The sequence below is a fragment of the Delftia sp. UME58 genome, from assembly GCF_014170385.1.
Lineage (GTDB): Bacteria > Pseudomonadota > Gammaproteobacteria > Burkholderiales > Burkholderiaceae_C > Comamonas > Comamonas acidovorans.
In genome coordinates, this window is the sequence record NZ_LZZV01000014.1 from 42156 (window position 1) to 56433 (window position 14278).

Here is a 14278-nt window from a genome sequence, read left to right on the forward strand (position 1 = left end):
ATGCTGGCCTGCAGCGCACCACAGGAGCGAGCAATGTCCGAACCTCTTGCACCGTCGGCCGGCCCGGCTTTCACCGATGCGCCGCCCCCCACGCCCCGGCAGGAAAAACTGTCCGACGTCAGCGAGACGCTGCGCATTCCGCTGACCGCCCGCGCCCTGGGCGACCGGCTGTTTCCCGGCATGGCCGTCAGTGACGCCCATGCCTTGGACACCCTGACCCAGCTGGGCGACGACGGCAGCCGCTGGCTTCAGGACAGGCAGAGCATCTATGGCGTGCTGGCGCGCACGCACTGCTTTCGCGCGCTGGCGCAGGACTTTCTCCAGCGCCAGCCGCAGGGCCATGTGGTGAACCTGGGCTGCGGCCTCAGCGACTATTTCCAATGGCTGGACAACGGACAGATGCGCATGACGGATGCGGACCTGGGGCCGGTGGTCGCACTGCGCAGGCAGTTGCTGCCCCGGCAATCGGAGCGCCAGCAGATCCGCGAGTTCGACCTGGCCGACGCCGACTGGTGGCAACGGCTGGGACTGCCGGCCGACAGGTCAGGGCCTGCGGTGTTCATGATGGCCGAAGGCGTTTCCATGTACCTGCAAAAAGCGCAGATACAGGCGCTGTGGACCGCGTTTGCGCAGCACAGCCCGCCGGGCTCGGAACTGGTGTTCGACGCCATGTGCTGGCTGGCCACCGGGCACGCCAGCCAGCACCCTTCGGTCCGGCTCACCCAGGCCCAGTTCCATTGGGGCCTGCGCCGCGAGGCCGATCTGGCGCAAGCCCATCCCCGCCTGCAGCTGGTGGCCGTGCACCCGGTGATGGAAAGCTACGACCTGCCCTTCTCGCTGCTGGGCCCGGCCTTCCGCTGGACCTTTGGCGTGCACTTCTATGCCATCTACCAGTTGAAGTCGGTCGAGACGGCGCCATAGGCCGATTGCGCAGCCGCAACGAAAGATGCCCGGTCAAGCCGGGCATCTTTGTTTCAGGGAAGCGGGATCAGCCTTCGTCGGCCGCGCTGGAGGACAGGGCCAGGCCTTGCACCAGGTCTTGCCCGGGCTGCCATTCGCGCACAAAGCGGTTGCGCGGCGGCCGCAGGGCTTCGCGGCCTGCCGAGACGGGCGTGCCCACATACAGCAGGCCGACCAGCCGGTCATGGGGCTCGAATCCCAGGGCCTCGCGCACACGGGCATCGTGGCTGTTGGCACCGCTGGCCCAGAAGCCGCCAAAGCCCAGGATGTGCAAGGCATTGAGCATGTTCATGGCGGCAGCGCCACCGGCCAGCAGCTGCTCGCTTTCAGGCACCTTGTGCTCGGGCTGCAGGTGCACGCCCAGCGCAATGATCAGCGGGGCAGACAGGGCCTTGGCGCGGAATCGCTCGGCGTCGGCCTGGGGATCGCGCGCCTTGGCGGCCTGCACGAATACCTCGCCCAGCGCATGGCGCGCATCGCCCTGCACCAGCACGAAGCGCCAGGGCCGCAGTTGCCCGTGGTCGGGCGCGCGCAAGGCGGCGTCGATGACGGTGTCGATCACACCGGGGCCGGGCGCCGGCTCCTGCAGCGGCCAGCGCGACTGGCGCGACATCAGCAGGTCCAGCGCGGCGCGCTGCTCGGGGGTCAGGGATCTGTCGTTGGTGCTCATCCGTTGTCCTGCAGCGCAGGCTGTCTTGCCTGCATGGGCTGTGCCGGTGATTCGGGTTGCAGCTGCAAGCACGCGCCGCAATGGCCGTACAGGGCCAGGCGGTGGTCGGCCAGGCGGTAGCCGTGGGCCTGGGCCACCTGGTGCTGCAGCGCCTCGATGTGGTCGTTGCTGAATTCATCCACGCGTCCGCACTGCAGGCAGATCAGGTGGTCATGGTGCGGCCCCTCATTGAGCTCGAACACCGCCTTGCCGCTTTCAAAGGTCTGGCGCAGCAGCAGGCCCGCCGCCTCCAGCTGCGACAGCACGCGGTAGACGGTGGCCAGGCCCACCTCGGCACGCCGCTCGGCCAGCAGGCGGAACACGTCTTCGGCGTGCAGGTGGCGCGACTCGCTCTGGCGAAAGATCTCCAGCACCTGCATGCGCGGCAGCGTGGCCTTCAGGCCCACGCTGCGCAGTTCGGGTTCTCCGCCCGGGCTCAGGGGCATCTTGCGGCGTTTCATGCGGTGGTGTCTCCGTGTGTGAGTGTCATGGCGGGGTTGTCGCCGCCTTCGGCACCCCGGTGTATGCGGACGATGCGCAGCGCATCGGGCTGCTCCACCAGCACGCAGGTCTTGCCCGTGCGCTGGCAATGGTCCTGCACGCGCCAGTACTCGCCGTGACTCAGGCAGCCGGTCTGGCAGATCACCAGATCGGCCTCGCTGAGGCTGGCCTCGAAGGCTTCGGCGTCCTGCTCGGGCTCCAGCGCGTCTGCGGCTGCAGCAGGCATGGCGGGCTGTGCCACGGGCGCGGCCGTCTGGCGCTGCCAGCGTGCGCGCTCGCGCAGCAGGTCCTGCACGCGCGCCAGCAGCGACTCCACGCGCCGTGCCAATGTGACGCGGCGCGAGAGACCGGGAATGGCCTTTTCCAGCGCCTCGCGCTCCTCGCGCGCCCACAGCAGCTGGGTTTCCTTGGCCATCAAGGCCGCACGCTGGCGGATCACCAGCCTTTGCAGCCTCTCTATTTCCTGGGCTTGAAGGCACAGCAGCTCGCTGCTGCGCAACTGGGCGTGGCCGTAGCCACGCAGCAGCACCTGATGCTCGTGCGCCAGTTGCTGAATGTCGTCCAAGGTCTGGGTCATGGTTTCCTCGGCAAACCTGAACATCGCGCGGTGATCGCGCGAAGGCCATTGCGCATGGCCCCGTGCGGCACGGGCCTGGCTTGCCGACAAGGCGGTGTGCTGCGGTGCAAGCCGGATGCGCTGGCAAATCAGTGAGAATGATTCTTATTAAATCATGAAATGCCGGCCGTCAAACCGATGACCGTACGCCGTCTGGTGCAAAGGCCGCACCGACGCAAATGCGCTTGCAGGGCGCCCTTCAGCACCCTGCCCTGTACAGCAACGCAGGCCTGCGCCCGGCCTGCCGTTGCCCTTCCGATCCGCTCAAAGACCCTTGAGGAGCCGGCCGTTGACCTCGGTGCCGTACAGCGAGAACGGCGTGTCGTGGAACTGCTTGCGCGTCTCGGCCACGTTGCCGGTGAAGCGCGGGTCCTGGGGGCGCTCCATGCTGTTGATGTAGGTGGCCACGTCCCAGGCCTCCTGGTCATCCAGCGTGGGGTTGCCGTAGGGCATGTTGCCCTTGATGAAGCTGGCGGCCTTGTCCACCTCATGCGTGCCCGCGCCCCAGTTGTAGGACTGCTTGCCCCACAGCGGCGGGAACACGGTCACGCCGCCCGCTTCCTGGCCCTGGCCCTGCGCGCCGTGGCACAGCGCGCACTTGGCCTCGTAGACCTTGGCACCGCGCTCGAAGCTGGGCTCCTGCGCGGCCTTGCCCACCTTGGTGAAGCCCGCGCCGGGCAGCTTCTCGCCCGTGGGCGCCTTCTGGGCCATCCAGTAGGCGTAGGCCTCCAGCGCCACGAGGATGTCGTGGCCGTCGTCGGGGGCCTTGCCGTTCATGCTGTACATGAAGCAGCCGCGCACGCGCTCGGCGAAGGTGTCCACGTGGTTGGTCTTCTTGCGGTAGGCCGGGTACAGCGGATAGGCGCCCCACATGGGCGCCGCGCCCTTGAGGCGGCCCGCGTCCAGGTGACAGTTCACGCAGTTGAGGGTATTGCCCGAAAAGCCCACGGCGTTGGCCGGCGTGCGCAGGAAGATGGCCTCGCCGCGGCGGATCCACTCGCCCATGGGGGTGTCCGGAATGTCGCGGGCACCGGGTGGCGCGAAGGCCGCGCCGTCGGCAGCTGCCTTCACCGGCTGGGCGTCGGACTTTGCCGTGGCAGCAGCAGCGGGCGCAGCGGCCACGGTGACCGGCACATCGGGCCTGGCCGGGCGGCTGATGTACATGCCGTAGCCCAGCGCACTCACCAGTGCGGCGAACAGGCAGGCGACGACGATGTACTCGGCGGTGTTGGAGCTGGAGGGGGCGGATTGGTGTGGTGTGTCGGACATGTTCGGCTCCAGGTCCATCAGGGTTTGGCTGGCGCGGAGGCCGTGGTGGCGGAGGCGCCGTGCAGGCGGGCGTAGTAGGCCGCCACGGCCTGTATGTCCTCGGAGGTGAGCTTTTGGGCGATCTTGCCCATCAGGCCCAGGGGGCCGGCCTCGCGCTGGCCCTTGTTCCAGGCGGTGACCTGGCTTTGCATGTAGTCGGCCGTCAGATGGCCGATGGCGGGAAAGTCCGCTCCCACGCCCACGCCGCCAGGGCCGTGGCACTGGGCACAGGCAGGAATGCCGTCGGCCCAGCGGCCGCGCTCGACCAGCCAGGCGCCGTCATCGTCCTTGCCCTTGGGCAACGGTCCGCGCACGGGTTGGATGGGCAGCGGCAGGCTGGCGTAGTAGGCGGCCACATCGGCGCGGTCCTGCGCCGACAGGGCCTTGGCCATGGGCGCCATCACGGGCGCCTGCCGGCTGCCGTCGGCCAGGTGCTGGAGCTGGCGGGCCAGGTAGCCGGCATGCTGGCCGGCCAGTGCCGGAAAACCGGCCATGCCCTCACCCTTGGCTCCGTGGCAGGTGGCGCATGCGGCCGCGCCCTGGGGCGTGCCCGACCGGGCGATCTTCTCGCCGGCTGCTGCACTGCCTTGTACCGTGGCCGTGGGCGCTGCTGCCTTGGGCGCGGCGTCTTGCGCCCAGGCGCCGCCCATCAGCACGCAGATGCCGATGGCGAGGCACGACCGGGACAGGGTCTGTTGGTTCTTGCGGTTCATCGTGGGAAGAGGCATTTGCCCTGCCATGCGTCCGCGCCACGCACCCAGGAGCGCACGGCTGCGGCGGACAGGATCGAATAGGGGTACCGGCCGCCGCCCCGCAAGGCGCAATGCCCCCAGGGCTGGCCAGCCAGGGCCGCACGATACGAAACCGAGATTAAGCCGGCGTTAATGGGCGGGCGGCCGCTGCCTGCAGGCCCGGGCCTTGCGCCAGCGGCAAGTACAGGCGCGCGACCAGGCCGCTGGCCTGGCCTTCCTCGGGCCGCCACAGGCTGCGCGGCTGCAGCAGCAGGCAGCCGCCTGCACATTCGGCGATGCGCTGCACGATGGGCAGTCCCAGGCCGCTGCCATGCTCCTGGGGACGCTTGCGCCAGAAGCGGCGCGTGGCCTCCTCGCATTCCTGGGTGCTGAGCCCCGGGCCGTGGTCGGCCACGGTGAACTCCACATAGCCTGTGCCCGGCTGCTGCGTCTTGCCCGGCATGGCGCCAATGGGGCGCACGGCCAGTTCCACGGGATGCTGCGGCGCATGGCGCAGGGCGTTTTCCAGCAGATTGCGCAGGGCCGAGACCAGCAGGGGCTCGGAGATGGCCAGAGGCCAGTCCTGCACGGGCTGGCCGTTGTCCAGCCATGTGCGCAGCGCGGGCGCTGGGGCCTGGGCGCTCACGGCATTCACAGCCAGTTGCCAGGCCTTGTCCAGCGCCTGCAGCGCATCGGCAGGCGCATCGCCGCAGGCCAGCACGGAGGCGGCGCCAGGCTCATGCTGCTCCAGCCGCGCCAGCAGCAGCAACTGCTCCAGCGTGTGCTGCAGGTGCTCCACGCCCTCGCCCGCCTGGGCCAGCGAATCGCGGGCCATGGAGCCGGGCGGCGCGGCCAGAAGGCCGGCAGGCATGCCGGGCGCCGCAAGCGCCATCTGCGCCACCTGCACATGGGTCTTGATGGCGGTGAGCGGCGTGCGCAACTCATGGGCGGCGTCGTCGCTCCAGCGGCGCTCGCGGTCGATGGCGGCGCGCACGCGGTGCAGCAGCTGGTTGAGCGTGCCCACCAGCGGCGCCAGCTCGCGCGTCTGCAGGCCCTGGGCCACGGGCGAGTCGTCGCCGGGCGGGCGGCGCGCCAGCTCGCGCCGCAGGGCCTCCAGCGGCCTGAGGCCCTGGGTCACGGCCCACCACATCAGCCCCATGCTGGCCAGCAGCGCCAGCACGAAGGGCAGGACGATGGTGTAGGCAAAGCCGTGGATCAGGCCCTCGCGCACATCGATGCGGTCGGCCGTGGCGATGCGCACGCCGTGGTCCTCCAGCACATAGGTGCGCCAGGGCTTGCCCCCCTTGATGATGGTCGAGAAGCCCAGCGGCATGCTCTGCGGGAACACGGGACTGCCCTCGGTCTTGGCCAGCACCTGCGGCAGGGCCGATTCGGGCCGCACGGGCTGGACCTCGCCGCGCACCAGGCTGACCTCGCAGGCCACGCCGTCGCGCGCGATCACGTTGAGCATGGGGCTCCAGTCCTGCGGCAGCTCCCGGGCAGGCCGGAACTGGTGGACGATGCCTGCCACCATGCGCGCCGAGGCGATGAGCCGGTCATCCAGCACGGTGCGCAGCTCGTTGCGCATGTCCGAGAACATCCAGGCCGCCACCCCGCCCCACAGCGTGCACAGCGCCAGGCACAGACATGCCAGCAGGCGCACGCGCAGGCTGCGCATCATGGGTGCAGGCCCAGGCGATAGCCCTCGCCGCGCACCGTCTCCACCAGTTCATGGCCCAGCTTGCGACGCAGGTGGTGCACATGCACGTTGACGGCATTGCTCTCCACGTCCTGGCTGTAGCCGTAGAGGCTGTCGCGCAGTTGCTCGGTGCTGAGAATGCGGCCCGGCGACTGCAGCAGCGCGCGCAGCAGCGACCACTCGCGGCGCGATAGCTCCACGGTGCGGCCCTGGCGCTGGATGTGGCCTGCGGCGGGGTTGATGCGCACCTCGCCCAGCTCGATCCAGTCCACGCTGCGGCCGGCCGCGCGGCGCAGCAGCGCATGCAGGCGCGCCGCCAGTTCGTGCAGGTCAAAGGGCTTGACCAGGTAATCGTCGGCGCCGGTCTGCAGGCCTTCGATGCGCTGTGACACGGCATCGCGCGCCGTCAGCACCAGCACGGGCACCTGCAGGCCCTGGCCGCGCCAGCGCGCCAGCAGCGAGAGGCCGTCCTCGTCGGGCAGGCCCAGGTCCAGCACGCAGGCATCGAAATGCGAGGAACGGATGGCCGCATCCGCCTGCCCGGCCGAGGCCACGGTATCCACGCCAAAGCCCTGCAGCTGCAGGCCGGCTCGCACGCCGCTGGCCACCAGCGCGTTGTCTTCCACCAAGAGAACATGCATGTTGTTGTCCGCAGGGCCTGGCGCCAGGCCCCGCCGTCTGTATCCAAGTCGGGAACGAAAAGCGACTGAGCATCGCAGATTTGTAGCGAGGTGTGCGCCGGCATGCCGAATCTCGCAGGCACGCGCACAAGAATGCGGCCAGGCGGCCCGCTCAGGGCCGGGCCAGCAGCCCGCCCAGCAGCAGGTCCAGCGCCGCGGCGCCGCGCTCCAGCCGCAGGTCGGCGTCCTCGCCCTCGGCAATCCAGAAAGCCGCCTCGGCCAGGCTGCCGTAGATCAGCGATGCCAGCGCCTGCGGATCGGCCCGGGCCACGATGCCCTGCGCCATGAGGTCCGCAATCAGTGCCTGCATGGACGCAATGCAGTGGCGCTGCGATTGCGGCAGCGCTCCGCCCAAAGCCGCGCGCGCATCGCGCAGCACGATGCGCTGGATTTCAGGCTCCAGCGCCATTTCCAGGTAGGCCCGGCAGCGGCTGCGAAAGCCCTGCCAGGGATCCTGGGCATGGGCGGTGATGGCCTTCAGGCGTTCATCCACCTCGGCATCGATCTGCTCGACCACGGCCGCCAGCAGGCCCTGCTTGTCGCCGAAATGGTGGTACAGCGCGCCCCGCGTCAGGCCCACCTGCGCGGTGAGATCGTCCATGGAGGCATCGGCGTAGCCCTGCTCTCCAAAGGCCTTGCGGGCCGTGGCCAGCAGCGTGGCGCGGGTTTCTTCCATCTCGGCGCGGGTGCGGCGAACCATGGCCAATCTCCTTACATACGGCGTGCATGATTATTTACATACACCGCGTATGTATATAGGATTCTATTCATACGCAGCGTATGTATTTTCCCTGTCCCGCGACGGCGGTGCAACCTCCCCACCTGTTTGAAGGGATCTGGACCATGAATTCGTCTTCCTCCACGCGGCCCGAACCCGCCGCGCGCCGCCCGTGGCTGGCCGTGTCCGCCGTGGGCCTGGCCACCTTTTCCGTGGTGACCACGGAAATGCTGCCAGTCGGCCTGCTCACATCCATTGCCGGCAGCCTGGGCACCTCCATGGGCAGGGCCGGCCTGATGATCTCGCTGCCGGCGCTGCTGGCCGCGCTGTTCGCGCCGCTGGTGGTGATGGCGGCGGGCGGCATGGACCGGCGCCGCATCCTGTGCGGACTGCTGGCCCTGCTCGTGCTGGCCAACCTGGCCTCGGCGCTGGCGCCGTCGCTGATCTGGCTGCTGGCCGCGCGCGTCCTGGTGGGCTTTTGCATGGGCGGCATCTGGGCAATCGCGGGCGGGCTGGCGGCACGGCTGGTACCCCAGGCGTCGATCGGCCTGGCAACTTCCGTCATCTTTGGCGGCGTGGCGGCGGCCTCGGTGCTGGGCGTGCCGCTGGGCGCGCTGATCGGCGATTTCGCGGGATGGCGCTGGGCATTCGGTGGCATGGCAGGCTTCAGCGCACTGGTGCTGGCGCTGCACGTGGCCGTTCTCCCCGCCCTGCCTGCCACAGGCTCGGCCAGCCTGCGCCAGTTCAGCCATCAGCTGGCCAACCGCAGGCTGCAGGCCGGGCTGGCACTGACGCTGCTGCTGGTGGCCGGGCATTTCATGGCCTTCACCTTCGTGCGCCCGCTGCTGCTGACGGTGTCGGGGTTCGATGCGCAATGGATGAGCGCGCTGCTGCTGGCTTACGGCATCGCGGGCATCGCGGGCAACTTCCTGGCGGGCATCATCGCGGCGCGCCGCACGGCGCCGAGTCTGGCGGCGATCGCCCTGGGCCTGCTGCTGGCGCCTGTGCTGTTCCTGTCCGTGGGCGGCTCGCCAACCGGTGGTGGCGCCGTGCTGCTGGTCTGGGGCCTGGCCTACGGCGGCGTATCGGTGGGACTGATGACCTGGATGATGCAGGCTGCGCCACGCGCCGTGGAAATTGCCACGGCGCTGTACGTGGGCGTCTTCAACATCGGTATTGCGCTGGGCTCATGGGCGGGCGGCCAACTGGTCGATGGCTGGGGGCTGCACGCCACGCTCTGGCTGTCTGGCGGCTTGGCCGCTGCGGCCTTGCTGCTGTCTGCGGCCATGGGATTGGCTGGGCGAAATGGACCGGTCGCAGCCTGATGGCCATGAGGCCGTTAACCCCCCGTTAATTCCCCGCTGCCAGCATCCACGACCTGTCAGCCTGCATGGCTGAAACTCCCTTCCATGCATCTCCGGTCATCCCCTCTTCTTTCGTCCTTCCTGCCCTTGCTTGCCGGCCTGCTGCTGGCGCCTTCGCCTGTTCTTGCCGGAGCGGCCGAGCCTGGCGGGCCGTCAGCGCTATCGGCGCTGGGCGCCTGGCTGCACCTGCCTGCCAGCCTGGCGCTGGGGCCGCTGGTCCTGCCGACGGGCGTAGTGGTGGCCATGCTGGCCTGGCTGCTGGCGCAGTGGCTGGCGCGCAGGAATGAAAGGCGCACGGGCCTGCCCGTGGACACACTGCTGTGGCAAAGCACCCTGGCCGGCCTGCTGGCGGCGCGCCTGGCCTTTGTCGCGCAATGGTGGACAGAGTACGCGCCTGCCCCCTGGGATTGGAGCGGAATGCCGGCCTTCGCAGGCCGTGTCGCCGACATCCGTGACGGCGGCTGGAACCTGTGGGCCGGCCTGCTGGCCGCGCTGCTGTACATGCTGTGGCGCAGCCGCCGCTCCCCGGTGCTGCGCCGCGCCACAGGGCTGGCGCTGGGCGCGGGGGCGGCCCTGCTGGTGCTGGGCAGCTTGCTGCAGGCGCTGCCCTCCGCAGATGCACCGGCCTTGCCGGCCTTCACCCTGGTCAACGTGCAGGCGCAGCCGGTCTCGCTGCAGCAGTTGCAACAGGCCGATGGCAAGCCCATGGTGATCAACCTCTGGGCCACCTGGTGCCCGCCCTGCCGGCGCGAGATGCCGGTGCTGGCCCAGGCCCAGCAGCAGCGGCCCGATGTGCGCTTCATCTGGATCAACCAGGGCGAGACGGCCGAGGCCGTGATGGGCTACCTGCGGCGCGAGCAGGCTGCAGCCCCGCTGCCACTGGCCCAGGTGCTGTTCGACCCGCAGCAGCAGGCCGGCCGGCACTGGCGCCAGCAGGGCCTGCCTTCCACCTATTTCTATGGCGCCGACGGCCGGCTGTGCGGCATGCGCATGGGCGAGCTGTCGCGCGCCAGCCTGGCCCAGCATCTGAAGGAATGTTCATGAGCGCTTCCCCCCTGTTCCCCCTGCCTGCACTGGCAGGAGCCCTGGCCCTGTCGACAGCCTTGGCCCTGCCGGCTGCGGCATCCGAGCTGCCATCGGAGGATTTCCTGGCCCAGCAGGGCCTGACCCTGGTGGGACCGCTGCCGGCCGTGGGCGGACTCAAGGCCTGGGCCGCCTACCGCGACCGCCAGCCCGTGCCCATCTACCGCATGCCGGACGGCAAGCACTGGGTGCTGGGCACGGTGATCGACGCCCAGGGCCGCGACGTGAACGCCCAGGCCCTGCAGGCCGCCGTGCAAAAGCCCATGGGCGAGCAACTGTGGAGCGATGTGCAGCGCGCCCAGTCCATACCGGATGGCCGCGCCGACGCGCCGCGCACGGTCTATGTGTTCACCGACCCCAACTGCCCCTATTGCAACCAGCTGTGGAACGATGCCCGGCCCTGGGTGGAGAGCGGCCAGGTGCAGTTGCGCCACATTCTGGTCGGCATCCTCAAGCCCAGCAGCGAGGGCAAGGCCGCCGCCATCCTGACCGCGCGCCAGCCAGAACTGGCCCTGGCCGAGCACGCACGCGCCTATGCCAAGGCCGGCCGCGCCAGCGCAGAAGGCGCGGGCGCCACGCCACTGGCTCCAGTGCCGCAGGCCACGCGGCAGGTGCTGGCCAACCATGCCTCGCTGATGTCCACCTGGGGACTGCGTGCCACGCCGGCCCTGGTCTGGAAGGATGACAAGGGAGTGGTGCAGGTACGCACCGGCCTGCCGCCGGGCCTGCTCGAAGAGGTCATGGGGCCGCGTGGCAGGAAATGACGAGGGCGACCATGAGCACAAGCCGTTCTCCCGCCGCTTCCACCTCCTCCAACGACTGGAGCGACCTGTTCCCAACCCGGCCGGATGCGCCGCCGCTGCGCATCGTGCTGCATGCGCCCACACCCGGCGCCCTGGCCCGTGCACGCAGCAATCTGGCCAACCTGCGCCAGGACCGGCCCGGTGCCGAAGTCCGCATCGTCATCAACGGCCCGGCCGTCGAGGCGCTGCTGGACGCCGCGCCGGGCACGCCGCAGCATCTGGATGCAGAGGCCCTGGCCCATGCGCTGGTCTGCCCGAACACGCTCAAGAAGCTGGGCCGCGAGGCGCCTGCCGGCATGCGCGTGCTGCCGCAGGGCGGGATCGAGTCACTGGCCCTGCTGCAGCAGTCGGGCTGGTGCTACGTGCGCTGCTGAGCGGCCTGCGCCAGCGAGGCCAGGCAGCGCGCCTGCCATTGGTATTCAGGCTCGAAGGACTCGCGGTCCGTGACGGCGCCGTGGCCGCCCGCGCCATAGACCATGGCATAGGCCGCATAGTCGGCCGCCTGCAGCGCCCGGCCCGCCAGGCCATGGGCCGTGGCATAGGTGGCGGACACGGCGGCATGGCCGCAGCCGTCGAGGGAGCGCGACCCCTGGTGGTGGTTGGCCAGGCTGGCCGCCTCGCGGGCCAGGCGGTCCAGCTCCTGCCTGTCGATCTGGCCGTCCAGGTAGCGGCGCAGGCCTTGTGCGCAGCGGATGACTTCGGGGTCTTCCAGCAGGTGCGAGATACGGTCCACGCAGGCCTGTGTGAATTGCAGCCTCAGGTGCTCGCCGGCTTCGGCGGCAAGGTCCAGTTCCGAAGCAAGGCTGTTCAGGGCATGGTTCATGGAGAACTCCTTGGCAGTGGCGACACAAGCAGCGTAGACCGGGGCCGCGCACGGAAACAAGAGGGTGATTTCCGATACGCGCCCCGCATTCCCGAGGAATGCAGTCACCCTGTTAACCCCGTCTTAATCCCTGCGCCACACGCTATGGACTGCCTTGGGCGCCTGTCCATGGCAGGCCGTCGGTGGCACTTTGCAAGCACTCGGCAAGCACTCGGCAGCCACTCGGAAAGCCCATTGCTTGACTCACATCAAGCCGCCAAGGCCCTGAATTTCATATATTAAATTCAATATAAAAAGCATATTTTTAATGCTTTATTGAGTTTGAGCGACCACGATCCGTGGCCGCAGGACGATGAAAGACAGGCCATGCCAAAAACATCCCGCGCCGGCAGCGGCTGCAACGACTGCAGCTGCAAGCCCTCCACCCAGGACATCCCCGCCCCTACCCTCTCCCATGCGCAGCCCGCCGCAGGCAAGCGCGGCTTCCTGCAGGACCTGCTGGCCGCCGCCATGGCGGCCGTGGCCCTGCCCGTGGCGGCGGCCGCGCCCGGCAACCCGGGTTTCCAGCCGCCACGCCGCCCCGGCCAGGCCGGCAGGCGCTACGGAATGCTGGTGGACCTGCGCCGCTGCATAGGCTGCCAGGCCTGCACCGTGAGCTGCTCCATGGAGAACCTGCCGCCGCTGGGCCAGTTCCGCACCACGGTGCTGCAGTACGAGGTGCAGCATGCGGGCAACGAGGACCTGCCGCCGGCCATGCTCAACCTGCCGCGCCTGTGCAACCACTGCGACAACCCGCCCTGCGTGCCGGTCTGCCCCGTGCAGGCCACCTTCCAGCGCAGCGACGGCATCGTGCTGGTGGACAACGAGCGCTGCGTGGGCTGCGGCTACTGCGTGCAGGCCTGCCCCTATGACGCACGCTTCATCAACCACGAGACGCAGACCGCCGACAAGTGCACCTTCTGCGAGCACCGCCTGGAAGCCGGACTGCTGCCGGCCTGCGTGGAAAGCTGCGTGGGCGGCGCCCGCGTGATCGGCGACCTCAACGACGAGGGCAGCGAGATCCGCCAGCGCATGCGCGAGCACGCCAGCGACCTCAAGGTGCTCAAGCCCGCCATGGGCACGGACCCGCATGTGTACTACCTGGGATTGCCCGACGCCTTCGTCGACGGCGTGGACGGGCAGGCCAGCGTGCGGCTGGTCACTTCCCACTGAACGCAAGGAGCACCCCATGCACATCGTCGAACTCCTGACCCCAGCCTACGAATCGGCCTGGCTGCCCTGGGCCGTGCAGTACTTCTTCCTGGCCGGCATTGCCACGGGCGCCGCCCTGCTGGCCGCCGCCTGCGCCTGGGCGCCGCGCGCCAGCGCCATGGCGCGCCTGCTGCCGGCCGCCGTGCTGGTGCTGGCCGTGAGCGCCATCGCCGCGCCCGTGTCGCTGCTGGCCGACCTGCACCAGCCTGCGCGCTTCTGGCATTTCTATGCGCACTTCACGCCGTGGTCGTGGATGTCGGTGGGCGCCCTGCTGCTGCCGGTCTTCGTGGGGCTGTCGCTGGCCTTCGTGCTGGCCTGGTGGCTGGGCCGGCCACAGTGGCTGCGCTGGCTGGCGCCGCTGCTGGCCGTGTCGGCGCTGACCATCACCGCCTATACCGGCGCCGAGCTGATGGCCGTGCGCTCGCGCCCGCTGTGGAACACGCTGTGGGTGCCGCTGAACCTGGCGCTCACGGGCTGGCTGGCCACGGTGGGCTGCATGCTGGTGACGGCGCGCTTTCTGCCCGCCCGCCACCGCCCCGATGCCGGCGCCCTGCAGGCGCTGCGCATGCTGGGCCTGGGGCTGGCGCTGTGCCTGCTGGCCATGGTGGCGGTCTGGGCCGTTGCCGGCTGGCTGGGCCAGGGCCGCTCCTTCCAGGCGGCGCTGCAGCTGTGGCAGCAGTTTCCGGTCTGGCGCCTGAGCATGCTGGGCTCGGCCGTGGCCGGTGCCGCCTTGCTGTGGGCCCTGGTGCGGGGTGGGCAGCGCATGGCCTGCCCGCGCTACACGCTGGCGCTGGGGCTGGGCCTGGCCGCCGCGGCCTGGGCCTTCCGCTGGGCGCTGTTCATGGGCGTGCAAGGCGTGCCCAAGTACGGCGCGGGCCTGTACATCTACCACATGCCGCTGGGCGGCGACGGCCTGCTGGGCATGCTGGGCGTGGCCGGCCTGTGCATTGCACTGGTGACGCTGGCCACCTGGGCGCTGGAGCTGTTTCCCGCGCGTTCGGCCACGGCCCGCGCCCTCTGACACCGCCGCCC

Annotated in this window: 16 protein-coding genes; 7 read left to right on the top strand and 9 right to left on the bottom strand. The window is 69.7% G+C overall.

Annotated elements, in window-relative coordinates; genetic code table 11:
* Positions 1-33: 33 nt before the first annotated feature.
* Positions 34-921, top strand: a complete 888-nt coding sequence (locus A9976_RS05720; protein ID WP_183018206.1) for a class I SAM-dependent methyltransferase — start codon at positions 34-36, stop codon at positions 919-921.
* A gap of 67 nt (positions 922-988) precedes the next feature.
* On the opposite strand, the gene A9976_RS05725 is transcribed toward A9976_RS05720, so the two are convergent.
* From A9976_RS05725 to A9976_RS05760, 8 genes are all read right to left on the bottom strand, one after another.
* Entirely contained in the window at positions 989-1630 is a 642-nt protein-coding gene (locus tag A9976_RS05725) for a nitroreductase (RefSeq protein ID WP_183018207.1), read from the bottom strand.
* Entirely contained in the window at positions 1627-2130 is a 504-nt protein-coding gene (gene fur / locus A9976_RS05730) for a ferric iron uptake transcriptional regulator (RefSeq protein ID WP_183018208.1), read from the bottom strand. The genes A9976_RS05725 and fur overlap by 4 nt, the downstream gene beginning before the upstream one ends.
* A complete protein-coding gene (locus A9976_RS05735; RefSeq protein ID WP_183018209.1) occupies positions 2127-2747 on the bottom strand; it encodes a DUF2325 domain-containing protein in 621 nt (206 codons plus the stop codon). The genes fur and A9976_RS05735 overlap by 4 nt, the downstream gene beginning before the upstream one ends.
* Positions 2748-3050: 303 nt before the next feature.
* Positions 3051-4055, bottom strand: a complete 1005-nt coding sequence (locus A9976_RS05740; protein ID WP_183018210.1) for a c-type cytochrome — start codon at positions 4053-4055, stop codon at positions 3051-3053.
* A gap of 17 nt (positions 4056-4072) precedes the next feature.
* Complete coding sequence (locus A9976_RS05745; RefSeq protein WP_183018211.1) at positions 4073-4807, bottom strand: c-type cytochrome; 735 nt, start codon at positions 4805-4807, stop codon at positions 4073-4075.
* Between the two features lie 157 nt (positions 4808-4964).
* A complete protein-coding gene (locus A9976_RS05750) occupies positions 4965-6506 on the bottom strand; it encodes an ATP-binding protein (protein ID WP_183018212.1) in 1542 nt (513 codons plus the stop codon).
* Positions 6503-7165 (bottom strand): response regulator transcription factor, encoded by a 663-nt coding sequence (locus tag A9976_RS05755; RefSeq protein WP_012206042.1) that lies wholly within the window; start codon positions 7163-7165, stop codon positions 6503-6505. Before A9976_RS05755 ends, A9976_RS05750 begins: the two co-directional genes overlap by 4 nt.
* A gap of 151 nt (positions 7166-7316) precedes the next feature.
* Positions 7317-7904: a TetR/AcrR family transcriptional regulator gene (locus A9976_RS05760; protein WP_088164477.1), complete on the bottom strand. Its 588-nt coding sequence runs from the start codon at positions 7902-7904 to the stop codon at positions 7317-7319.
* Between the two features lie 143 nt (positions 7905-8047).
* On the opposite strand from A9976_RS05760, the gene A9976_RS05765 reads away from it, so the two are divergent.
* From A9976_RS05765 to A9976_RS05780, 4 genes are all read left to right on the top strand, one after another.
* Positions 8048-9247 (top strand): MFS transporter, encoded by a 1200-nt coding sequence (locus A9976_RS05765; protein WP_183018213.1) that lies wholly within the window; start codon positions 8048-8050, stop codon positions 9245-9247.
* Between the two features lie 84 nt (positions 9248-9331).
* Positions 9332-10330, top strand: a complete 999-nt coding sequence (locus A9976_RS05770) for a TlpA disulfide reductase family protein (protein ID WP_183018214.1) — start codon at positions 9332-9334, stop codon at positions 10328-10330.
* The gene (dsbG, locus tag A9976_RS05775; protein ID WP_183018215.1) at positions 10327-11133 is read left to right on the top strand and encodes a thiol:disulfide interchange protein DsbG; all 807 of its coding nucleotides are present in this window, start codon (positions 10327-10329) and stop codon (positions 11131-11133) included. Before A9976_RS05770 ends, dsbG begins: the two co-directional genes overlap by 4 nt.
* Before the next feature lie 11 nt (positions 11134-11144).
* Positions 11145-11546, top strand: a complete 402-nt coding sequence (locus A9976_RS05780; RefSeq protein WP_183018216.1) for a hypothetical protein — start codon at positions 11145-11147, stop codon at positions 11544-11546.
* Here A9976_RS05780 and A9976_RS05785 read toward each other — a convergent pair.
* A complete protein-coding gene (locus A9976_RS05785) occupies positions 11531-11995 on the bottom strand; it encodes a hypothetical protein (RefSeq protein ID WP_183018217.1) in 465 nt (154 codons plus the stop codon). The two genes, A9976_RS05780 and A9976_RS05785, sit on opposite strands and share 16 nt — an antisense overlap.
* A 366-nt stretch (positions 11996-12361) precedes the next feature.
* On the opposite strand from A9976_RS05785, the gene dsrO reads away from it, so the two are divergent.
* Complete coding sequence (gene dsrO / locus A9976_RS05790; protein ID WP_183018218.1) at positions 12362-13207, top strand: sulfate reduction electron transfer complex DsrMKJOP subunit DsrO; 846 nt, start codon at positions 12362-12364, stop codon at positions 13205-13207.
* A 16-nt stretch (positions 13208-13223) separates the two neighbouring features.
* Positions 13224-14267, top strand: a complete 1044-nt coding sequence (gene nrfD / locus A9976_RS05795) for an NrfD/PsrC family molybdoenzyme membrane anchor subunit (RefSeq protein WP_183018219.1) — start codon at positions 13224-13226, stop codon at positions 14265-14267.
* Positions 14268-14278: the final 11 nt, after the last annotated feature.